At 38.9% G+C, this 20988-nt stretch carries 20 protein-coding genes and 1 tRNA gene; 9 read left to right on the top strand and 12 right to left on the bottom strand.

Annotated elements, in window-relative coordinates:
* Positions 1 to 145 precede the first annotated feature (145 nt).
* The 3 genes from guaA to ORI89_RS06120 are packed head-to-tail and all read left to right on the top strand — an operon-like array spanning position 146 to position 4114.
* Positions 146 to 1696, top strand: coding sequence for a glutamine-hydrolyzing GMP synthase (guaA, locus tag ORI89_RS06130; RefSeq protein ID WP_268229560.1), 1551 nt, complete (start codon positions 146 to 148; stop codon positions 1694 to 1696).
* On the top strand, positions 1653 to 2930 hold the full coding sequence (locus ORI89_RS06125; protein WP_268229559.1) for a hypothetical protein: 1278 nt from the start codon (positions 1653 to 1655) through the stop codon (positions 2928 to 2930). The genes guaA and ORI89_RS06125 overlap by 44 nt, the downstream gene beginning before the upstream one ends.
* Entirely contained in the window at positions 2930 to 4114 is a 1185-nt protein-coding gene (locus ORI89_RS06120) for an RsmB/NOP family class I SAM-dependent RNA methyltransferase (RefSeq protein ID WP_268229558.1), read from the top strand. The genes ORI89_RS06125 and ORI89_RS06120 overlap by 1 nt, the downstream gene beginning before the upstream one ends.
* A 27-nt stretch (positions 4115 to 4141) precedes the next feature.
* Here ORI89_RS06120 and ORI89_RS06115 read toward each other — a convergent pair whose 3' ends face one another.
* A complete protein-coding gene (locus tag ORI89_RS06115) occupies positions 4142 to 4609 on the bottom strand; it encodes a universal stress protein (protein WP_268229557.1) in 468 nt (155 codons plus the stop codon).
* 257 nt (positions 4610 to 4866) lie between these two features.
* On the opposite strand from ORI89_RS06115, the gene ORI89_RS06110 reads away from it, so the two are divergent.
* Together ORI89_RS06110 and ORI89_RS06105 are read left to right on the top strand one after the other, a co-directional pair.
* The gene (locus tag ORI89_RS06110) at positions 4867 to 5685 is read left to right on the top strand and encodes a C40 family peptidase (protein WP_268229556.1); all 819 of its coding nucleotides are present in this window, start codon (positions 4867 to 4869) and stop codon (positions 5683 to 5685) included.
* Positions 5686 to 5709: 24 nt separating this feature from the next.
* The gene (locus ORI89_RS06105) at positions 5710 to 6687 is read left to right on the top strand and encodes a tetratricopeptide repeat protein (RefSeq protein WP_268229555.1); all 978 of its coding nucleotides are present in this window, start codon (positions 5710 to 5712) and stop codon (positions 6685 to 6687) included.
* On the opposite strand, the gene ORI89_RS06100 is transcribed toward ORI89_RS06105, so the two are convergent.
* Both ORI89_RS06100 and ychF read right to left on the bottom strand, forming a co-directional pair.
* A complete protein-coding gene (locus ORI89_RS06100; protein ID WP_268229554.1) occupies positions 6684 to 7568 on the bottom strand; it encodes a DUF72 domain-containing protein in 885 nt (294 codons plus the stop codon). The genes ORI89_RS06105 and ORI89_RS06100 overlap by 4 nt on opposite strands.
* 159 nt (positions 7569 to 7727) lie before the next feature.
* Positions 7728 to 8828: a redox-regulated ATPase YchF gene (gene ychF, locus ORI89_RS06095; RefSeq protein ID WP_268229553.1), complete on the bottom strand. Its 1101-nt coding sequence runs from the start codon at positions 8826 to 8828 to the stop codon at positions 7728 to 7730.
* A 286-nt stretch (positions 8829 to 9114) separates the two neighbouring features.
* Here ychF and ORI89_RS06090 point away from each other — a divergent pair, with 286 nt between their 5' ends.
* Both ORI89_RS06090 and ORI89_RS06085 read left to right on the top strand, forming a co-directional pair.
* A complete protein-coding gene (locus ORI89_RS06090) occupies positions 9115 to 9546 on the top strand; it encodes a hypothetical protein (RefSeq protein ID WP_268229552.1) in 432 nt (143 codons plus the stop codon).
* Positions 9547 to 9748: 202 nt separating this feature from the next.
* On the top strand, positions 9749 to 10672 hold the full coding sequence (locus tag ORI89_RS06085; RefSeq protein WP_268229551.1) for a polysaccharide deacetylase family protein: 924 nt from the start codon (positions 9749 to 9751) through the stop codon (positions 10670 to 10672).
* On the opposite strand, the gene ORI89_RS06080 is transcribed toward ORI89_RS06085, so the two are convergent.
* Both ORI89_RS06080 and ORI89_RS06075 read right to left on the bottom strand, forming a co-directional pair.
* A complete protein-coding gene (locus tag ORI89_RS06080; protein ID WP_268229550.1) occupies positions 10669 to 11703 on the bottom strand; it encodes an MBL fold metallo-hydrolase in 1035 nt (344 codons plus the stop codon). The two genes, ORI89_RS06085 and ORI89_RS06080, sit on opposite strands and share 4 nt — an antisense overlap.
* A gap of 182 nt (positions 11704 to 11885) precedes the next feature.
* Positions 11886 to 12839: an acetyl-CoA carboxylase carboxyltransferase subunit alpha gene (locus tag ORI89_RS06075; RefSeq protein ID WP_268229549.1), complete on the bottom strand. Its 954-nt coding sequence runs from the start codon at positions 12837 to 12839 to the stop codon at positions 11886 to 11888.
* A 244-nt stretch (positions 12840 to 13083) separates the two neighbouring features.
* On the opposite strand from ORI89_RS06075, the gene ORI89_RS06070 reads away from it, so the two are divergent.
* Positions 13084 to 13950, top strand: a complete 867-nt coding sequence (locus tag ORI89_RS06070) for a mechanosensitive ion channel family protein (RefSeq protein ID WP_268229548.1) — start codon at positions 13084 to 13086, stop codon at positions 13948 to 13950.
* Between the two features lie 12 nt (positions 13951 to 13962).
* Here ORI89_RS06070 and coaA read toward each other — a convergent pair whose 3' ends face one another.
* From coaA to ORI89_RS06045, 5 genes are all read right to left on the bottom strand, one after another.
* Entirely contained in the window at positions 13963 to 14910 is a 948-nt protein-coding gene (coaA, locus tag ORI89_RS06065) for a type I pantothenate kinase (RefSeq protein WP_268229547.1), read from the bottom strand.
* Positions 14911 to 14969: 59 nt separating this feature from the next.
* On the bottom strand, positions 14970 to 15371 hold the full coding sequence (locus tag ORI89_RS06060) for an OsmC family protein (RefSeq protein WP_268229546.1): 402 nt from the start codon (positions 15369 to 15371) through the stop codon (positions 14970 to 14972).
* Positions 15371 to 15739 carry a methylglyoxal synthase gene (locus ORI89_RS06055; protein WP_268229545.1) on the bottom strand — a complete coding sequence of 123 codons (369 nt, stop codon included), beginning with the start codon at positions 15737 to 15739 and terminating at the stop codon, positions 15371 to 15373. Before ORI89_RS06055 ends, ORI89_RS06060 begins: the two co-directional genes overlap by 1 nt.
* Before the next feature lie 15 nt (positions 15740 to 15754).
* On the bottom strand, positions 15755 to 16984 hold the full coding sequence (locus ORI89_RS06050; RefSeq protein ID WP_268229544.1) for a nucleoside recognition domain-containing protein: 1230 nt from the start codon (positions 16982 to 16984) through the stop codon (positions 15755 to 15757).
* A gap of 64 nt (positions 16985 to 17048) precedes the next feature.
* A complete protein-coding gene (locus ORI89_RS06045; RefSeq protein WP_268229543.1) occupies positions 17049 to 18098 on the bottom strand; it encodes a patatin-like phospholipase family protein in 1050 nt (349 codons plus the stop codon).
* A gap of 209 nt (positions 18099 to 18307) precedes the next feature.
* Here ORI89_RS06045 and ORI89_RS06040 point away from each other — a divergent pair.
* Positions 18308 to 18395: transfer RNA gene (locus ORI89_RS06040), tRNA-Ser, on the top strand.
* A gap of 132 nt (positions 18396 to 18527) precedes the next feature.
* Here ORI89_RS06040 and ORI89_RS06035 read toward each other — a convergent pair.
* Both ORI89_RS06035 and abc-f read right to left on the bottom strand, forming a co-directional pair.
* Entirely contained in the window at positions 18528 to 19220 is a 693-nt protein-coding gene (locus ORI89_RS06035; protein WP_268229542.1) for an SMUG2 DNA glycosylase family protein, read from the bottom strand.
* Positions 19213 to 20820 (bottom strand): ribosomal protection-like ABC-F family protein, encoded by a 1608-nt coding sequence (gene abc-f, locus ORI89_RS06030; RefSeq protein WP_268229541.1) that lies wholly within the window; start codon positions 20818 to 20820, stop codon positions 19213 to 19215. The genes ORI89_RS06035 and abc-f overlap by 8 nt, the downstream gene beginning before the upstream one ends.
* Between the last annotated feature and the right edge of the window lie 168 nt (positions 20821 to 20988).

Below are 20988 nucleotides of genomic sequence, written 5' to 3'. Positions count from 1 at the left end.
GTTGTTTTTATAAAAATTTGATTATAAGTGAATTGTTGTGTTTTAGCTATATGCCTAGTTTTAGTTTGAAATTAGCTTTAATTTTTTTGGCTAATTAGTCTAAAAACGTTAAAAAAAATACAGCACTAATCCGTAACTTTGTCGCATGTCTGAAAAAATTATCATTCTTGATTTCGGCTCACAATATACACAGTTAATAGCACGCCGTGTTCGTGAGCTAAATGTCTACTGCGAAATTCATCCCTATAATAAGTTGCCTGATTTTGACTCATCTGTGAAAGGTGTGGTGTTTTCAGGTAGCCCGTATTCTGTGCGTCAGGAAGATGCGCCTCAAATAGATTTTAAATCTATTCAGGAACGCTTTCCTGTTCTAGCTGTATGCTATGGCGCACAATACTTAGCTCAACAATTAGGAGGAGAGGTTTCTCCATCTGAAATTAGAGAGTACGGACGTGCAAATCTTCAGTTTGTAGATACAACGAGCGCTTTATTGAAAGGGGTACCTGTACAATCACAGGTGTGGATGTCGCATGCGGATACAATTAAGGAGGTGCCTGCTAATTTTAAAATTATAGCAAGTACAGATAAAGTGCGCGTAGCGGCTTATCAGATAGAAGATACCATGACATACGGTATACAGTTTCATCCGGAAGTAACACACAGTACAGATGGGCTGCTCCTGATTAAGAACTTTGTTATTGATATATGCGGTTGCGAGCAAGATTGGACTTCGGATGCTTTTGTAGAAACGACTGTTTCATCACTTAAGGAAGAGTTGGGTAACGATCATGTTATCATGGCTTTATCAGGTGGGGTGGATTCTACAGTAGCAGCTGTTTTATTGCATCAGGCTATTGGTGAAAATTTACATTGCGTATTTGTTGACCACGGGTTGTTGCGCAAAGGAGAGTATGAGCAAGTGCTGGACTCGTATAAGTCTATGGGCTTGAATATTAAAGGAGTGAATGCAAAAGAGCTTTTTTACGGGCGTTTAGCAGGAGTCTCAGAACCAGAGCAGAAGAGAAAAATTATTGGTAATGCTTTTATCGATACTTTTGATCAAGCAGCGAAAGAAATTCAAAAGGAATTACCGAGTGGTATTGAAGCAAAATGGCTCGGACAAGGGACTATTTATCCAGATATTATAGAGTCTATTTCAGTTAAAGGACCATCGGCTACTATTAAGTCGCACCATAATGTAGGCGGACTGCCTGATTATATGAAGCTTAAGGTCGTAGAACCATTAAAAGCTTTGTTTAAAGATGAGGTGCGTCGAGTGGGAAAAACATTAGGAGTAGACCCTGCAATACTGGGAAGACATCCGTTCCCCGGACCAGGGTTGGCAATACGTATATTGGGAGATATTACGGAAGATAAAGTGCGCATTGTACAGGAGGCCGATGATATATATATCCGTAACCTGAAAGAAGCAGGTTGGTATGATAAAGTATGGCAGGCGGGGACTATATTTTTGCCGGTACAGTCAGTTGGAGTTATGGGGGATGAACGTACGTATGAGCATGTAGTTGCGTTGCGTGCCGTAGGTTCCTTAGACGGAATGACCGCTGATTGGATTCACCTGCCTTACGATCTGTTGGCAAAAATTTCTAATGAGATTATTAATCATGTTAAAGGAATCAATAGGGTTGTGTATGATATTAGTTCGAAACCACCAGCAACAATTGAGTGGGAATAAATTTTTATGGATAGCAATAGTGGCGCTTGCTTTTGGTGCTTGCTCGCCAAAAGTAGGTGTTTTAAAATCGCCAGATCATCGGGCAGGAAGTGTAGGCACACCTAAAACTGAAGAGACAACTAAGGAAACGGAAGTTAAAGTTTCAGCAGCCGAAGCTTTTAGACTTAAAAAGCTTAAAGAGAATAGTATATCATTACTGCTTCCTTTTCAATTGGACCAGGTGAATACTAATATGCTATCTAGACAGGATGTGGAGAGGTCGGCGATGGCATTGGATTTCTATCAAGGTTTCCAAATGGGGCTCGATGAATTAGCTGCAGCAGGTACATATTATGGTCTGAATGTTTTGGATTCACGCGATAACGAAGCTTTCATTTCATCACTAGCCGCTTCAGAGAAAATAGCCAATTCAAGCTTGATTGTAGGACCGGTGTTTCCAAAGGAAATTACTTCTTTTGGAAAAGCCCATGGAAATAAAGAGGTTTTACAGATTAATCCGTTAGCGGCTACTAAAGCAAGTGATTTTAGAATACCCAACCTGGTTTCCTTGACACCGTCAATTGATGTGCATAGTAATACTATAGCAGAAAAGGTAGCTAAAGATTATAGACAAGGTGACGTTATTATAGTTTATAACACATCGGATAATGATGGGAAACAGTTTTTAGAGCAGATGTTTAATGCTATCAAAAAGCAAAAACCGTCAGCTAAGATCGAGCAGGTGTATTCATCGGCTGAGCTTAATGAAGTGTTGACAAGGACAGGGGCAAATCTTTTAGTGACAGGTACTACAGATAGAAATAGTCTGCGCATGTTGTTGGGGAATTTAACCGCTAAGAACTTAGAAGAGTATTATATTTTCAAACTGTACGGACACCCACTTTGGGATCGTATCGATTTTAGCAATTTTGACAATTTTAGCGCTTTTGAACCTGTAATTACTAGTGAAGGACATTTGAAGGCTTGGTCTGCTAATGTGAGGGATTTTGATAAAGCTTATTTGCAACGCTACACGGTGCAGCCTTCAGATTTTTCGTATAAAGGTTATGATGCGGCGAAGTATTTTGGTCGTTTGCTTGATAAGCATGGATATAATTATGTGGATCACCTGACTAAAGAATCGTATGAAGGAATTTTTAATTCTTATGATTTTGAACATAACGACCAGTGGGGATATACGAATAAGGGAGTGAGTTTTAAAGTGTATAAGGGTACGTCCTTTCAATTGAAGTAATGACAGCTGCAGTTTTTAACCCGCGTAGAGTAGAACAACAGGTTCGAAATTTTGAACGTATGATAGAGGCTTATGATAATCATGAGCCTTTTTCAAGATTTCTGACCCGATTTTATAAAGCTAACAAACAAATGGGCTCTTCGGATAGAAGAGCGGCATCCCGATTGTGTTATAATTATTTTAGGCTGGGGAAGGCGTTATCGCATACCGAAAAGCTAATTAAGCTTACTATTGCCGAGTTTCTCTGCGAAGAAAAAAGTGATGTGGTAGGCTTGTATCAACCGGAATGGGTAGCATACCAGGGAAAATCTATTGGGGATAAAGTTAGGTTCTTAGAACAAATAGGGTTTCTTATTGAAGGGGATCTTTTCCCTCTTGCAGATAGGCTGTCAGCCGCTATTGATAGACGGAACTTTGAACTTTCGCACTTGAAGCAACCTGATCTATTTATTAGGGTACAGACAGATGCTATAGAAAAAGTAGAGAAAGAGCTGACACAAAATGCTATAGCTTTTAAAAGAGAGCAGGGCAATGCTTACCGTTTGGATAATGGAACAAGATTGCAAGATTTGGCTAAAATTAAAGGGCTTTATGAGGTTCAGGATTTATCGTCGCAACAGACAATAGATTTTATTCCTGCTGCTAATGGGCGAGCATGGTGGGACGCATGTGCCGCATCGGGAGGAAAGTCATTGATGCTATTGGATAAATATCCGAATATTAATCTTTTGGTGTCGGATATACGGTTGAGTATTTTGCGAAATTTGGACGAACGCTTTATGCAAGCGGGCATAAAAAACGAATACCGCAAAAAGGTGATTGACTTAAGTAAGGATGCTTTTCCTGTTTTAGGAGCAGAGCGTTTTGATGGAGTTGTTTTAGATGTTCCTTGTTCGGGATCAGGTACTTGGGGTAGGACACCTGAGGCTATGCTTGACTTCTCCGAAAGTCAAATTCGTACCTATACTACTCTTCAAAAGACAATCTGTTCCAATGCTATCCCTTTTCTTAAAAGTGGGGGAACACTGACTTATATTACCTGCTCTGTTTTTGCTGATGAGAACGAAGAGGTGGTAAAGCACCTAGTTCAAGAGCATGGCCTGACAGTGGAAAAAATGGAGACCATAGCAGGCTATACCCATGGTGCAGATAGTATGTTTGCAGCTTTATTACGGAAGGTATAAGAAGGCAGAAAGCTTTGATTGGCCTGTTTAGTCACATTTGCCCGGAATAACCAATACTGGACAACTTGCTTTGCGAATGACCGATTCAGAGACACTGCCGGATATAAAGTGATCAAAACCTGTACGTCCGTTTGATCCCATGATGATGAGGTCGGCAGTCCACTCCTGTGCGGTTTCTAAAATCTCTTCACGGATGTTGCCTACTTTATTAAATAGAAATATTTCGTGTGCACCTTCAAATTGTTTTGCTACATCTTCTAGATATTTTTGTGCTGCAGCTGACTGAATTTCGGAAACTTCTGCAACGACAATAGGCTGTTGACCAAGCAGAGGGTCGGCACCATAATTAGCCGGTGATGTAGGAGGTACTACAGTTACAAGGGCTATGGATGATTGAAATTCGCGCACTAGATCGGTTGCATAACCTACTGCTTTTTCTGAACAAGGGCTGTCGTCAATGGCGACTAAAATCCGGTTAAATCTATTATTGCTCATGCTGTGGTTTATTAAAATAAGTTATATTCGTATGTAAAGAAACATAGTGCTATGCACTTTGTTTTATAAATATAAGAAATATCTGCGATTGTAGTATGTGAAAAAAGGAACGATTGCGAAGTTTCAATTGTAAAAACAATGAAACATTATGCATAGTATAGTGGGTGTAGGAGCATGCTGCACGCTATGGGTATAGATTATAGGATTGTTAAAAAAACAAAGCTATCTGGGGGAGTGCGGGAAGTAAAAACGGGGTATTGGATAGATACGTTAGAGAAAGTAAGGAGACGAATAATAAAATACATATGGATAAAATGCTAATAGGCGTTTGTAATTTATCGATAATTCCGCTGCGGGCAGAGCCTTCACACCGGAGTGAGCTCGTTAGTCAAATATTATTTGCAGAGCGCTTTGAAATACTTAAAACCGAGTCGGATTGGACGTATGTACGTTTGTTATCTCCTGATTATGAAGGCTGGGTGCAATCTGGACAATTTGTGATTGATAGGGGGGCAAGCATAAAGAATGAAGAGGGCTTTGTTGTAGACTTATTGGGCGCAGTGGCGAAAAGAGAGGGGGTAAGTATCGATCTTGTGCCCGGAACGCGCCTGAGTGGCCGTAGTGTAGTTCTTATCGAGGGTGATGAAGCGTATACTGTGAGCTCGCCGTTGCGAAAGCCGGGATTATCGGATTTTGCTACAGAGCTGCCTAAATTAATGACCTATTATAAAGATCGCCCATATTTGTGGGGAGGCCGTTCTGCTGCTGGTATCGACTGCTCGGGCTTGTCGCAGGCAATGTATCGACATTTTGGTGTTGATTTACCTCGTGATGCTTATCAGCAGGTTCTGCAGGGAGAAAACGTTGATTTTATCGCAGAGATTAAACCAGGGGATCTTGCTTTTTTTGATAATGCGGAAGGACGTATTATCCATGTGGGCATGATGGTGGATCAACAGACGATTTTTCATGCTTCTGTATCTGTACGACTGGATCGTATGGATGCACAGGGGATTTTTAATGCGGAGCAAAACAAGTATACGCATAATTTTAGGATAGTAAAGCGTTATTTTTAAGGCCTTACAGATTACTTTTTTACAATGAATTTTTTAAAAAATCTATATTTTCAATTGGTTAGTTCGCAGCTATTCCCTATTCCTGAAGCTGTTTGTTTTGAGGATGTACATGAAAGTGAGGCTATGAAGATGGCTGAGCTAGCGCATGAAGCTTATCATTTGCAGGACTACAAAAAGGCTAGGGATATATATACGCAAGCTATAGAGACATATCCGGAACAACCCTTTTTTTATGCATGCAGGTCATTAATCAATGAATTGCTCGAGGATGGCGAAGGAGCCTTTTATGATTATCAAGTAGCTAAAAAACTAGATTTTAATTACCATATTTTTTTAGAGTGGGTAGAGAATGGAACCGCTGAACTAGGAAGTAAAAAAACTTTTACTAAAGAGACTGATGTAGTGGAAATGGGATTGGAGCAAGTGCAGAATTTTAATTATGCCGGAGCAGTAGTAACTTATAGTAAAGGTTTAGAGGTTTATCCAAATCATACAGATATCTATATATTTAGAGGGGCTGTGTATATGCGGATGTTAAAATATAGGGAGGCCTTAGATGATTTTAATAAAGCTTTATCCATTGAGGAGGCTTCTTACAAAGCACTACTCTCAAGGGCTAAATTGTATGCCGCAATTCGCTGCAATGAGGAGGCTGCAGCAGACTTTGACCAGGCGGTGCACTTGGCTCCTATGGAGAGTGTTGTGTACGAAGAGCGGGCTGATTTTCTGCTAGGCCAAGAAAAGTATGAGGAAGCACGTAAGGATTATGATAAGCTTGTAGACTTGCTCCCCGAAGATTTTTATGTATATAGCCTAAGAGCGGATCTGTTGGAGAAATTGGAACTGTGGCAAGCTGCTTTGAAAGATTATGATAAAGCGATAGGCCTAAATCCTTATTATTCGGACCTATATATGTATAGAGCCGATGTTAAAGAGCAGTTGGGCGACCTCGTAGGGGCCGCGCAGGACCGTAAACTAGGCGAAGAAATGGATGAAGACTAGAATAGAGTAGGATTGCCGCTCTTGGGAAGTTGGAGATCGGTTCCGATTTCTTTATTTAGTTCTTTAATAAAGTGTGTAGCTAAGAGTGGAGATTCCAATTCAATATTTTGATGTATAAAAAAGTATAGTTTTTGTAATCCGGCTTCTTTCCATATTTTGATGGTTTTAACCCAGTCTAGCAGACGGTCATAATCTGTCGGGTGGTTGGCACCAACATAACGAATAAAAGCAACAGGGGTAGTGAGGTGCATGTGTAGCATATCACGGCGACCCGCAGTATCCACCAATATGTTGGTGATGAAATTTTGATGCATAGTTTTATAAAGTGCACGAGCAATCTCAGGATTACTGAACCACTCTTTATTTCTAACTTCTAAAGCTAAAGGATAGCCTTTAGGAAAGTTCTCTAAAAAAGTAGCTAAACGGTCGAAGTCTTTAGGTTTGTAGTTGTCATGCATTTGTAGAAAGGCCATGCCTAACTTATCTTCAAATAGAACCGTTGAATCTACAAAAGTAGCTACTTTTTCATCACAGTTTAGTAAACGACTGTAATGACTGATAGATTGGGGAAGCTTTGGGAAAAATTTAAAATTAGCTGGGGTTTTGTCTTTCCAAGTAATGATCTGTTCTTTGGAAGGGGAGTTGTAAAAGGTTGCATTCAGTTCAATAGAGTTAAACTGTCTGGAATAATAGGATAATTCGTCCTTTGTACCGCGTGGATAGAAGCCTTTTAAATCAGCTCGGTTCCATTTGGCACAACCTACATAAACTTCTAAAGGATTGCTGTTTTTATGTTCATTTAAAAGATCTATGGTTTCTTGAGCTGTACGGGGAAGGCTAAAATCTATTCCTTCAGGGTTGTCTACTTGTCCGAATTTCATGAGCTTATATTTTTACAAACGTTCTACTGTTTCCAAAAATACTAAAGTTTAATTAGATAAGCAGGCGAATAGTGCCATAAGGGACACTGTTTGCGGAAAATAAAAAAAGTATCAACTTTAGGAAAATTGATACTTTTTAATATATTTTAAATAATTGATTTAAACGTTGAAACGGAAGTGCATAATATCCCCATCTTCAACGATATAAGTCTTTCCTTCTACGCTTAGTTTTCCAGCTTCCTTTACAGCCGCTTCGGAACCGTATTGGATAAAGTCATTGTATTTAATAACCTCGGCACGAATGAAACCTTTTTCAAAATCGGTGTGAATAACACCAGCTGCTTGTGGAGCAGTATATCCTTTTTCGATGGTCCAAGCACGTACTTCTTGAACACCAGCGGTGAAATAAGTGGCAAGATCTAATAGCGAATAAGCAGCTCGAATGAGTTTGTTTACGCCGGATTCTTCCAGCCCTAGATCTTCAAGGAACATTTTTCTCTCTTCGTAAGACTCTAATTGTGCTATTTCTGATTCGATTTGTGCAGAGATAACTAATACTTCTGCATTTTCATCTTTAACGGCTTCTTTTACTTGATCAACATAAGCGTTGCCATTGATGACCGAACCTTCATCTACGTTACAAACATAGAGTACCGGTTTGATGGTTAATAAAGCCAGGTCTTCGATGAATTCAAAATCTTCAGCTTCTACAGGAGCAGTACGAGCCGATTTACCAGCTTCAAGGTGTGTTTTTATGACGGAAAGAACATCAAAAGTTCTTTTAGCATCTTTATCCCCGCCTGTTTTAGCCATTTTCTCGACCTTTTGTATACGCTTTACGACCGTATCCAAGTCTTTTAATTGTAGCTCTGTATCGATAATTTCCTTATCGCGGATGGGATCTACTGAACCGTCAACATGTATAACGTTGCCGTCATCAAAACAGCGTAAAACATGTATGATAGCATTGGTGGTGCGAATGTTGCCTAAGAATTGATTGCCAAGGCCTTCTCCTTTTGAAGCGCCTTTTACCAAACCGGCAATGTCGACGATTTCAATGGTATTGGGAAGAATACGCTGTGGCTTTACAAGCTCCGCTAATTTATTTAGACGCTCGTCCGGCACGGTAATGACACCAATATTCGGTTCGATTGTACAAAAAGGGAAGTTTGCTGCCTGTGCTTTCGCATTGGACAGACAGTTAAATAATGTTGATTTACCAACGTTGGGCAAGCCAACTATACCACATTGTAAAGCCATGAAATTGCAAATTTTAAAAATTGCACAAAGATAGTTAAAATACTGATATATATAATTGTTGATTTTTGTGCAATTTTAACCTGATGTGAATTCACACTTTTTAACGATTTCCGATTTAATCTATACGGGAAATCGTAAGTCCTAATAAGTAGAAGCTATAGCCGAAGGTGCTGTATCTTGTTTTTCTAATAATGTCGACCTAGAGAGGGCTTCAATACTTTTTGTTCTATTGAGGATTTAAAAGGTGGCATAAAGGTTTTATTTATACTTTAAAATGGAGGTTGTTATGCGAAAAGTGATTTTTATTTGTGCTTTGCTTTGTACTGTAGGGGGGACTTCAATGGTTAAGTCGCAGGTGAGTGTGAATGTGAATGTAGCATTGCAACCGAGGTGGGGGCTTGCCGGGCACTCTTATGTGCAATATTATTATTTCCCAGAAATTAATAGTTACTATGATGTAGGAGGTAAGCGTTTTATTTATTACCACAATAGAAAGTGGGTGCGTCATAAGAAACTACCTAAGCATTATAGGCACCTAGACCTGTATAGTACGCCTAAGGTAGTGATTAATAGGAGCGAGCCGTGGCGAGAGCACAGACATGGGAATAGCTATCACAAAGGGCATGGGAAGCATAATAAGCATTACAATGGACATGGTAAGAGAGATTATCATGGCAAGAATGGACATAAAAAGCATAAACATAGAAAGTACGATTAAATAGATTAGGTCTCTCGGCTTGAAGTAGATATAAAAAACTTTTGTAGCTTTTTGTTTACTTGCTCTTTTCTTGCTTATATTTTTTTGTAATTAGTCAGTTATTCTTATAATTTTGCATCAATAATAGCGCTAATTGAATAAGGATAACATGCTTAAAAGGACGAGAGACCTGATTTTTTTGGGTTGTATAACAAGTGTAACTGTGGTATTTCTAAATTGTAATGGAGGTATGAATAGTAAGGCTAAGGCTGCAAGTACTATACAGGACACTGCGAGAGTAGATAGCATACCTTTAATGCCGATAGCGGATACATTGGATGGCTCTATAACTAAACGTTTGCGTACTAAGATTAGTATAGAAGCAGATAGTTTAAATCCGATAAGCAGAGATTCGCTTTTAAAATTGACCAAGGCAGAGCAGCGCCGTGTTCGTGATTCTGCACGTTTGGCTCTGGATGAGAAACCAAAGCATGTATATTTTACATTTGATGACGGACCATTATTAGGTAGCGCTGCCATAGATTCTATAGCGACTGCCAAGAAGATAAAAATTAATGCTTTTTTGGTCGGTAGACATGCAAATATGTCTAAAGGTCTAAAAAGAGATTTTGAAAGATATTATAACAATCCATTGGTTGATTGCTATAACCATAGTTATACACATGCTAACAATAAGTTTTCAGCTTTTTATAGCAACCCTGTAGGTGCGTATGATGATTTTGTGAAAAATGAAGAGGACTTGACCTTAAAGCATAAGATTGCACGACTTCCTGGCAGAAATATTTGGGTGTATGAAGATGTTCGGAAACTGGATCTGCAAAGTGGGGCCAGCACAGCTGATATGTTGTTTACGAACGGTTATAAAGTTTATGGCTGGGATGTGGAGTGGAAAATACACGGTCTGACAGGAAAGCCTTTACAGTCCGTTAACGATATTTATAAGAGTATTCGCCGCTTTATGGATAATAAGAACTCCATGGAGCCTAATAACGTGGTGCTATTGATGCATGATGATATGTTCCAAAATAAGAAAGGCCAACAGCTCTTGTCGGCGTTGATTGATTCTATACAGGTAAATACGGACTATAAGTTTGAGTTTATGCGTAGTTATCCGTTCCGTTATTAATTTGAGCTAAGCCACCATTTTTGAAAATGCTGTTCGGTACTGTCTAAATAAACAATCTCGCCTATGCGGGGTGTGATTATTTTTTTATGTTCCTTTTGTGCTATTCTGGAAACTTCATTAAGTGGCTCATCCCAAGCATGGTCTGATAATTTAAACTTGGCAGAGTGCACAGGTAAAGTACACTGGGCACCGAGATCTGTCGCAGCTTTTATAACTTCTTCCGGGGTCATGTGTATGTATTTCCATGCTTTATTATATTGTCCGTTATCTAGTATGGCAAGGTTGAAAGGGCCGAATTTATGGCCTATTTCTTTAAAATGAGGGCCATAGCCCGAATCACCCCCTAAGTAGAGGTTTAACGTAGCGGATTGGAGGATAAATGAAACCCATAGGGTGTTGTTTCTCTGTAAGGAACGACCTGAAAAATGACGTGTTGGAGCTGCAGTAAGACGAATCGGACCTAGATCTATGTATTCATGCCAATAGAGCTCTATGATTTGATTGGTGCTGTAACCCCAGGCTTCAAAATGTGAACCTACGCCTAAACCGGTTATAACTTGATCAACCTTGTCTTTCAGTTTGATGACGGTAGGGTAGTCTAAGTGATCCCAATGATCGTGCGTAATAAGCAGGTAGTCTATTTTGGGGAAATCTTCGACAGTGTAATTGTTTGTGCCTGAAAATGCTTTTATGGAGTTCGGTATAGGTGAAGCGTTGTTGCTGAAAACAGGGTCAACAAGAATGCGTTTGCCATCAATTTGCATGTAATAGGAGGAATGGCCAAACCAGATAAGTATATCTTGGTCGATAGCTAAGTGCTTTAGGTCTGTTTGTATAACTTTTAACCTGTGATTAGGTGTTGAATGGGTGTGTTTATTCAAAAATGTTTTTAGCACCGTCAGTATTGTAGCATCTTCAGCCAAGGAAGGTGTGTGTACGAGGTTCTCAAAGACACCGTTCTTAAAATTAGGTTTTGTAGCCATGAGCTCTAGTCTCTTTCCTTTAGGAGCTTTCCCGAATTTTGTTTGCATAGGAAAGAGGATAATTATCGCTATAACAAGGACGATGAGTAGAAGAAAGATATACATTAGTTTTTTATAATTATTCATGTGGGTGTGGAAGCGTTAATGGAGGACTTCGCTAGTGGACTTAACATAAAAAAGCCATTTAGGAATGGCTTTTTTATGTTGAAAGGAATAGAAATGTGTTGGTTTTATTCGACCACCACACCCATATTACTAAATTTATCTATACGCTCACTTACTAAAAACTGTGCATCTTTAGCCGTTAAAACTTTAAGATCTGAAATGATTTGGTTTTTTAAGTTTTGAGCAGTAAGTTCTGCATCTTGATGAGCACCACCTAGTGGTTCGCTTATAATACCATCGATTAAGCCATTGCCTAACATATCTTCTGCCGTAAGTTTAAGGGATTCAGCAGCTTTTTCTTTTTGATCCCAGCTACGGTATAAAATAGAAGAGCAGGACTCTGGAGAAATGACCGAGTACCAGGTGTTTTGGAGCATATAAACACGATCGCCTATACCTATACCTAGAGCGCCTCCTGAAGCGCCTTCGCCAATAACTACACATATGATAGGTACCTCTAATACGGACATCTCGAGGAGGTTCCGTGCGATAGCTTCTCCCTGGCCACGTTCTTCGGCTTCTAAACCTGGGTAAGCGCCCATTGTATCAATTAGGGTAACGACAGGAATACCAAATTTCTCGGCCATTTTCATTAAGCGTAATGCTTTACGGTAGCCTTCCGGATTAGCCATTCCAAAATTACGGTATTGACGTTCCTTTGTGTTTTTTCCCTTCTGATGTCCTATGATCATGACCGACTGCCCATTAATAGAAGCGATACCGCCAACGATCGCTTTATCATCGCGTACGGTACGATCGCCATGAAGTTCAATAAACTCATCACAGATCATTTCAATATAGTCGAAAGTTTGAGGACGCTCGGCATGTCTGGACATTTGTACTTTCTGCCAACCGGTCATATTGTTGTAGATGTCAAGTTTTGTTTCTTCCAGCTTTCCTTTAAGTTCATTGATGGTAGCACTCATGTCTACTTTTGTCTTATCTTGAACCTGTAAAACTTTCTCTATTTGTATTTGCAAGTCTGCAATGGGTTTTTCAAAATCGAATGTTGTTTGCATAATTATTATGTATCTAGCACATTTCAGCCCGCTAAGTTAATTTATTTTTGCCTATAATAAAATTATCATAACGTATAAGTTTATTAAATGTTTGAAAAACAGCTCTCTGAAAGTAATAACACCTGTAGTCGGTTACTGATAAATGGATAGATTGGAATCGTTTTAAGAAGAAACGATGATTATGCCAATATCCATATTGTAAAATGTAATCAAAAGTGATATTTTAGCCTATTGAATTCTAGACATGGGAGAAGATAAGGCTATTAACTCAAAGATTTCGTTGCAATTTGTTTTTAAAATTGTAGCATGGTTGTTTCTGTATGTTTCGTTCTGGTATTTTAGTGATTTTTATAAAGCGAATCCTAGAATAGACCATGTTACAGATGCTATTAATTTATTTTTAACCTTAAGTATTATCTTTTCTATAGGTCGTTTTATTTTGATAGCACTCTATAGAAGTAGGCACGCCAACCGTGCCGTTAGGGGTAATTTTGTGTTGGGAATTAATCGGTTGACGGCGGTTTTAAACACGAGTGTTGCCATTATTGCTATTATGGTAGCATTAGGGATCAATCCAAAAGAGTTTGTTACGAGTATGACGATTGTGGCGATGGCTATAGCTGTTACTTTTAGAGAGTATATTACCAATATGCTCTCGGGTTTATTTATTATGTTTTCGGATTCATTATCGGTGGGCGATCGCGTGAAAATAGGGGAGTATAAAGGACGAATTGTGGATATCACATTTTCGAGCTTAATTATTCAGGACGAGGAGGAAGATATGGTAATGGTGCCTAATAACTATGTGTATACGATGCCGATGGTAAATCTATCTGCACACCGTTCGACTCTGTTTACCGTTAAATTTGAGCTGCCCTTGCAAACTGCCGTTGAGGTGGTTGAGTTGGAAGAAAGGATAAGAGGAACGCTAGTGAATCACCCACAATTGGAAGGTGATGACGATATGGGATTGAAAGTGATAGAGATTGGTAAGGACTTTGTAAAATATAAAATTGAGCTCCATGCAACAAGCAGTAGCAATAGGCTACATAGGCAGTTGGAGAACGAGATTTTAAGGGAGGTGCTAAAATTTAAACGTGAAAACGATTAGAAAAAGTAAAAGCTAAACTTTTCGAACTTTTACTTTTTCAATAAAATGATTGGATCCCTTTTGCAAGATTAGCCCTGCACGGTAGCGTGTAGGTAATATATTTTGATGGAGATTGGGGCCATTTATTTCATTCCATATCGTAGTTGCCATACGATTGCTTTCAGGCTGACTCATATCGGCGTAGCGATGAAAATAAGAGCTTTTATTTTGAAATGAAGTGGCGCGTAAAGATTCGAATCTTTTGATGTACCAATCAATAATGTCCTTTTCAGCAGCATCTACATAGATGGAGTAATCGAAATAGTCGGAGACAAATACTGTGTTTTCTTTTGTGGGACTTACTTGGAGTACATTAATACCTTCAACAATTAAAATATCAGGTTGTGCAATTGTTTGTACTTCATTTTTAAGAATGTCATACTCTAGGTGCGAGTAAACGGGAATCTGAAATTCGCATACTCCTGTTTTCATAGCAGCCAAAAATTGAAGAAGTAACTTTGCATCGTAACTTTCCGGGAAACCTTTCCTATTCAGAATGCCTCGATTGATTAGCGTGTCATTCGGATATAAAAAGCCGTCTGTCGTGACGAGGTCTACTTTTGGTTTGCCAGGTAACATAGACAGGACTTTCTGCAGTACCCGTGCCGTTGTACTTTTACCTACAGCAACGGAGCCAGCTATACCTAAAATAAAAGGTAGGTGCGCTGTGTCTTGATTTAGAAATCTATTAACAGTACTGTGTGCTTCTCGATGTTGCTGTATGAGAATGCTGAGGTAATGTGCTAAGGGAAAATATATATCTTCAATTTCACTGATATTTAAGGGCTCATTGAGTGCGCTTAAATATTCCAGGTCACCGGCTGTAAAGCGGTAAGAGAAGTCTCCGTTTAGACCTTTCCAGTGTTCCCTTTCAAATTCTTGAAAGGGGCCATTAAATTCACTATTTTCACTTAAAGACATTTCTTGCTTTTTTTAATGTCGGCAAATATACTATGTTCTTTAAAATTTAAATGAATTATTTAAATCAAATTACTAGCTATAACGATAGGATTGCTTAACTTCTTATGAATCGGACATCTATCTGCTATCATTAATAGGCGCTGACGCTGTTTGTCATCTAAATCGCCAATGAACTTAATATGACAGTTTATAAACGTGGTTTCTTGGTGTTCACTTTTTTGTTCACCGACAGATAGCGCTATTTCGACACTTTCTAACGCCCATTCTTTTCGATCTGCATACATGCGGACGGTCATAGCTTTACAGGCGCCCAAGGAAGAAAGCAGTAGCTCTAGTGGATCTGGACCTAAGTCTTGACCACCTAAATCTGTGGGTTCGTCAGCAATGATTTGATGAGGCTCAATGTTGATTGTTGTCGTGTATTTTTCTTTTCCAATAATTACTTTTATTTCTCTGCCCATTAAAATAAACCTTTTATAATTAAACTTCCTGTTGCCGGATTTGTAGCTAGGGGTACATTGTATAAATCGGAGATACGCATTAACATTTGAATGTCTGGTTCATGCGCATGTTTTCCTAAAGGATCTCTGAAAAATATGATGCCGTCAATTTTCCCTTCGGCAGCCATAGCTGCTATCTGCGCATCACCGCCTTTAGGGCCACTTAATTTACATTCGACCGCTAAGCCTGTTTGTGTTACGTAAGAACCTGTTGTTCCGGTGGCAACTAGGTTAGCATTTTGTAAAAGTGTAACATGATCTTTTACAAAAGCAACCATATCTGCCTTTTTACCATCATGCGCTATTAAAGCGATTGTTTTTGTATTCATTTGTTAAAAGATATACTATCCAAAAAATATATAAGAAACAATTATTGCAGCGACTACTCCTACCAATTCTGCTAATAAAGCACAGGGCAGGGCGTGTCTTGTCTTTTTTATGGCTACCGAACCGAAGTAAACGGCTAGGACATAAAAGGTGGTTTCAGTAGATCCCTGTATGACACAGGCAACTTTGGAAGCGAAATCATCAGCTCCTTTTGTAGCCATTAACTCGACCATGAGACCACGAGCACCAGAACCACTTAGCGGCTTCATGAAGGCTACAGGTAAGGCCTCGACAAAGGAGGTGTCCATTCCTGCAGCACTGATGAGATAGGTGATGCCATCAACTAAGTAATCCATCGTGCCTGAAGCTCTAAAAACGGCTATTCCTACTAATATAGCAACTAAATAGGGAATTATCTTGACAGCGACGTCAAATCCTTCTTTTGCTCCTTCTATAAAAGCATCATATACGTTAATGCGTTTAAATAAAGCTAAGACTATAAAGGATACAAATAGCCCGAATAAAACGAAGTTGCCAACGACTTTAGAAATGATGCTTATTTCATCTTGTGATAGAATGCTGAAATAATAAAGCATTCCTCCTATAGCCAATACTAAACCTCCTAGGTATAAGAGTATTGTTTTTTGGAAAAGATTTATTTTCTGGTATATAGCAACTAGGATCAAAGCTGCCAGTGTAGAGAAGAATGTAGCAATCAGGATGGGCAAAAAAACATCTGATGGCTGTAGGGCTCCTGCTTCCTGGCGATAAGCCATAATGGAGATAGGAAGGAGGGTGAGACTTGAAGCATTTAGCACAATAAACATAATTTGTGCGTTAGATGCTGTTTCTTTTTCAGGATTTAGCTCCTGCAATTCCTTCATAGCTTTTAAACCCAAAGGTGTAGCTGCATTGTCTAGACCCAACGCATTTGCCGAAAAGTTCATTAAGATAGAGCCCAGGGCTGGGTGGTTCTTAGGTATTTCTGGAAATAGACGGTTGAAAAATGGACCGACAGCTTTCGCAAAAATATTAATCATTCCGCCGCGTTCGCCAATTTTCATGATGCCAAGGGCAAAAGTCATCATACCGATAAGTCCTAGAGAAATAGTAGCCCCATTAGCAGCGCTTTCAAAAAGGGAATTGACGATATGCTGGAATACTTCTGTATCGCCTCCAATAAGTTTGATTAGAGCAACAATAAAAGTAAGTAGAAAAAAAGAAACCCAAACGTAATTTAGCGCCATATCTTAGTGTGATGTAACTGTTGTAAAAGTAAGCTTTCTACTTTAGAAGGTCAAAGCTGAACAATTAATTTTTGAGAAAGCTCCATACAGAACGTTCTGTAGATACCTTTTTGTCGTGAACCAGTTCTGCGACTATTTGGTTGATTTGGTTTTCCTTTTCGCTGATTAGCTTGTCTGCTAATGCAATTATCTTTTGAATGTTGTTGGGAGAGGCGGAATCCATGGACGGGTTAATAGAGGAAAGGTCGGTGGGTTCTATCCTGATGTAGTTTTGTGGACGGCTGACGGATTGAAAGAGTTGCTCTAGATAGTAGTTTACACTTTCTGCTGAGCTACTTCCCATAATGTCGACTAAGGCCGGACCTATAGAAATAGCCCACTTCTTTTTAAAATCTTCGTAGTTGTAGGAAGTTTTTGATATGCCGGTTCCGAGCGATAATATAGCAATATCGTGGATCTTGTAGGTGTTGTATGACTGTATAACTTCTAGTAATGCGGATAAAGCTGGGTTATGCGCAAAGACACCACCATCAATTAAAGGAAATCTAGTTTTGGCTAAAGAAAAGATCTCTGCTACCGAAAAGTAGGTAGGTGCAGCAGAAGTTGCTCTGCAGACATCTTTGAGGTAGAAATCTCTGGAATCGCCATGGGTGATTGCCTTTTGCTGACGGAAAAGATGATTTTTTCGGAGTTCGATATTATAGGCTGTAATGATGCATGGGCGTATAAGCTGACTTAATTTGCGGTCGCCGAAGTATTCAGCTAATATATGTTCCAATACAGTTTCATCGTATAGTTCGCTCAGTAAGCCAAATTTACTAAGGAAGTGTCGCCAAGGTTTTGCCGCAAATATTTCAGAACCGTGGTTAAGGTATAGATCAACCGCTTCTTTAGCTGTAAACCTAGGTTTGGTAGGGTTGTCATCCATAGGGCATAACAGTAAGGATAATAAAATACCCCCCGTACTTGTGCCCGCGAAAAAGTCGAAGTAATCAGCGAGTCGTGCGTCAGGATTGTCAGTCGCTTTTTGAATTCTTTCTTCTAAAGCAACTAAGAACATACCAGGAATAATACCGCGGATACCACCTCCATCTATAGAAAGTATTCTTTTCATGATTTCATTACAGCTATAAAGAACCTAAATTTAGGAAAAAAACACGTGTAAAAGGTTTATTATAGAATTTACTGTAGATTAATTGATTTGTAATGACAGTATTTTAACAGTTAAGTTGCTAAGGTATAGGAAGTACTTTCTAAGAAGAGAATATTTGAATAGAAAAGTTTAGGCGGATCATTAAATTCTCTTATATTTGCAATCCCAAAGGAGAGGTGTCTGAGTGGTTGAAAGAGCAGACCTGGAAAGTCTGTGTACGGGATGACTGTACCGTGGGTTCGAATCCCACCCTCTCCGCAAAATATAGCCTTCATCGATAGATGAAGGCTTTTTTTATTTGGTGGGATGAGAAGCCATAGGGTTCGATTCGTAGAAGGTTTAGGGTGCTGTAAAAATACAGCCTTCATCGAGAGATGAGGGCTGTATTGGTTATATAGGTTGCAGAGCCGTCAAATACTTGTCAATGTATAAATCTTTTTCTTTTGACTTATATTGTTGTATGTATCTTGGATGTTCTAGGACGGTCATTTTGCCAAACAGCCTTTCCTGTTTATTTATTCGATCTAAAAATAGTGCGTTTTTCTTACCTAAAATAAAAACTTCTGAGGTGTTTAACCCTAGTTTAATATGCTCCTTTAAGGAGGAAATCATGAAAGGTTTTACCATTTCAAACAGTACTTTATCATCGTAATAGTTGGCATTTATTAATTTCCCATGGGTCATTTCTCTGGTAATTGCTAATGGAAAAGGAGAATTGATGTAAAATTGAGCATAAAATAAATCGGGACCACCATAAGCTTCTATCATATCGTACATATAAACGGAGGATATCTCGTGCGTGTGTGCAGACTTCATGAAAATACCACATGCGGATGCTAAGCGTTTGGTATCCGTAAAGGGCACACCCGTGACACCTGCGCCATGCCGACTGGGATTGATACCAATTATAAATCTTCGCTGTTTGCTGTCATTATAGTATTTGTAATAAAATTCTTGCATGACTTTCCATGTTTCGGGGTTTTCAAGATATGGATTCAAAACCCTAAAACCATTTGGCAGAGCTCCGTTGTATGCTAGTTTTTTGTTGAACTCTATTATTTCTTTTGCGAGGTTTTTATGCATTTTTTACATTCCTTTCTACATGAATCTCATTTGTAAGTCCGATGTCATTTAAAAAAGATTCATCGTGACTGATAACAATCAATGTTCCTGTATAGTCGTTGATAGCGCTGGTAAGGATAATGATGTTTTGTATATCTAGGTTATTGGTGGGCTCGTCCAATACAATTAACTCAGGAGCTTCTTGATCGATAGTTAAACAGCATAAAGCCAATCTCATGCGTTCACCGCCGCTAAGTGTGGAGCACGGCTTATTCCAGGTGTCATTGTCGAATAAAAAACGGTTTAACCTTATTTTTATATCATGCTCTTGAAGAGCATCAGTATTATACTCCTGTGCTTGCTCATAAACTGTCAGGGTGTTGTTGATGAGGGAATAGTCTTGATCAATATAGCTCGTTTTACGTAAATTATTGGTGACTGCACCTGTGTGCGGAACTAGTTCTCCTAAAATAATTTTAGCTAATGTGGTTTTTCCCGATCCATTGTCTCCTTTTATAAGGATACGTTCGCCGCTTCTTAATTGATAAGTTATAGGAGATGACCATAAGTGATTAGCGGAATATTTGACGTTGACCTGCTGTAACTCGACAAGAACCTTGCCTTGATGAAGGGTAGATTCGGAAAAGCCTAACTTCATTTTATCCTGTTCCGGGCGCTTGTTTCTCAAATCGGTTAAATCTTGCTGAATACCAGATATTTTTTCGGCATGTGCCCCTTTTAGTTTAGACGTGCTGTTTTCTGCGTTGTTGCGCAGCGTATTCATTTTTATGCGGGGTATACCGGCTTTTTCTGATTTCTTTTTTCCTCTAGCGTCTAATCTTTGTTGCCTTTCGGTAGTCTCGCGTTCTTTTTCTCTAGCTTTTCTTAATTCTTTTTCTCTATTATTAATATTTTGAAGTAAGGTTTCTTGTTCTATGTTTTTTTGCTCAACATAAAATTCGTAATTGCCACCATAAGTTTTTATACCTTTATTGCTAAGCTCAAGCATTTGGTCTAAGGTATTAAGCAGTTGCCGATCATGACTGACAATAAGTAAGGTAGCTTTTGTTTCTTTTATAAAGTCATAGAGCTTCTTTCGAGCAGTGTTATCTAAATGGTTGCTGGGTTCATCTAAAAGGATGAGATCCGGTTCATGGATTTGGATCCCTGCCAAAAACACTTTGTTTTTTTGTCCGCCACTGAGGTTTGCCATAGGCTGTAGTAGGTCTATGTGTTGTAAATCCCAAAATTCCAGTGCTGTACACACTCGGTCTTCGATAGTCCAGTCGTCATCAAGTAGCGTCATGTTTTCTTCTGTTGCTTTTCCATCCAAAATATCATAGAAAGCTTTGAGTTTGTCGGCTATCAGTAGAGCCTCAGCCACTGTCTGCTCATTGTATTGACCAATGACTTGGGGGACATAGTATACTTTGCCTTCAACAGTTATTTTGCCACTATGGGGTATAAGAAGGTTACTTATTAACTTAAGCATGGTGGACTTACCAGAGCCATTATTACCAATAAGTGCCGCTTTTTGATGTGTGGCAATTGAAAAACTGATATTATCAAATAATAACTCTTTATCCGGGTGTATATAGGTGATGTTTTGTACAGTAAGCATAATTTCTTTTCTATAAATAATATCTGATAGGATCGATTCATTAAATCGAACGCATGATTTTATATGGAAAGAAATATATATTACATAATATGCTTTGTGCTTTTGTGAATTGCAAATATAAAGTATTGATTTTTAGATTCCAAAAATAGCTTTTGTTATTTTATGAAA

It is taken from the genome of Sphingobacterium sp. UT-1RO-CII-1 (assembly GCF_026711005.1).
Lineage (GTDB): Bacteria > Bacteroidota > Bacteroidia > Sphingobacteriales > Sphingobacteriaceae > Sphingobacterium.
Note: the sequence above shows the minus strand (reverse complement) of the source record. Positions and strands in the feature narration are given on the sequence as shown.

Coding starts and splice junctions, on each gene's coding strand:
- ORI89_RS06080 (WP_268229550.1), bottom strand. CDS start 11,703: ATGCAAACAAAATTCGGGAAAGCTCCTAAAGGAAAGAGACTAGAGCTC.
- ORI89_RS06100 (WP_268229554.1), bottom strand. CDS start 7,568: ATGAAATTCGGACAAGTAGACAACCCTGAAGGAATAGATTTTAGCCTT.
- ORI89_RS06125 (WP_268229559.1), top strand. CDS start 1,653: ATGATATTAGTTCGAAACCACCAGCAACAATTGAGTGGGAATAAATTT.
- coaA (WP_268229547.1), bottom strand. CDS start 14,910: ATGTCTTTAAGTGAAAATAGTGAATTTAATGGCCCCTTTCAAGAATTT.
- guaA (WP_268229560.1), top strand. CDS start 146: ATGTCTGAAAAAATTATCATTCTTGATTTCGGCTCACAATATACACAG.
- ORI89_RS06090 (WP_268229552.1), top strand. CDS start 9,115: ATGCGAAAAGTGATTTTTATTTGTGCTTTGCTTTGTACTGTAGGGGGG.
- ORI89_RS06070 (WP_268229548.1), top strand. CDS start 13,084: ATGGGAGAAGATAAGGCTATTAACTCAAAGATTTCGTTGCAATTTGTT.
- ORI89_RS06115 (WP_268229557.1), bottom strand. CDS start 4,609: ATGAGCAATAATAGATTTAACCGGATTTTAGTCGCCATTGACGACAGC.
- ORI89_RS06075 (WP_268229549.1), bottom strand. CDS start 12,839: ATGCAAACAACATTCGATTTTGAAAAACCCATTGCAGACTTGCAAATA.
- ORI89_RS06050 (WP_268229544.1), bottom strand. CDS start 16,984: ATGGCGCTAAATTACGTTTGGGTTTCTTTTTTTCTACTTACTTTTATT.
- ychF (WP_268229553.1), bottom strand. CDS start 8,828: ATGGCTTTACAATGTGGTATAGTTGGCTTGCCCAACGTTGGTAAATCA.
- abc-f (WP_268229541.1), bottom strand. CDS start 20,820: ATGCTTACTGTACAAAACATCACCTATATACACCCGGATAAAGAGTTA.
- ORI89_RS06035 (WP_268229542.1), bottom strand. CDS start 19,220: ATGCATAAAAACCTCGCAAAAGAAATAATAGAGTTCAACAAAAAACTA.
- ORI89_RS06120 (WP_268229558.1), top strand. CDS start 2,930: ATGACAGCTGCAGTTTTTAACCCGCGTAGAGTAGAACAACAGGTTCGA.
- ORI89_RS06055 (WP_268229545.1), bottom strand. CDS start 15,739: ATGAATACAAAAACAATCGCTTTAATAGCGCATGATGGTAAAAAGGCA.
- ORI89_RS06060 (WP_268229546.1), bottom strand. CDS start 15,371: ATGGGCAGAGAAATAAAAGTAATTATTGGAAAAGAAAAATACACGACA.
- ORI89_RS06105 (WP_268229555.1), top strand. CDS start 5,710: ATGAATTTTTTAAAAAATCTATATTTTCAATTGGTTAGTTCGCAGCTA.
- ORI89_RS06045 (WP_268229543.1), bottom strand. CDS start 18,098: ATGAAAAGAATACTTTCTATAGATGGAGGTGGTATCCGCGGTATTATT.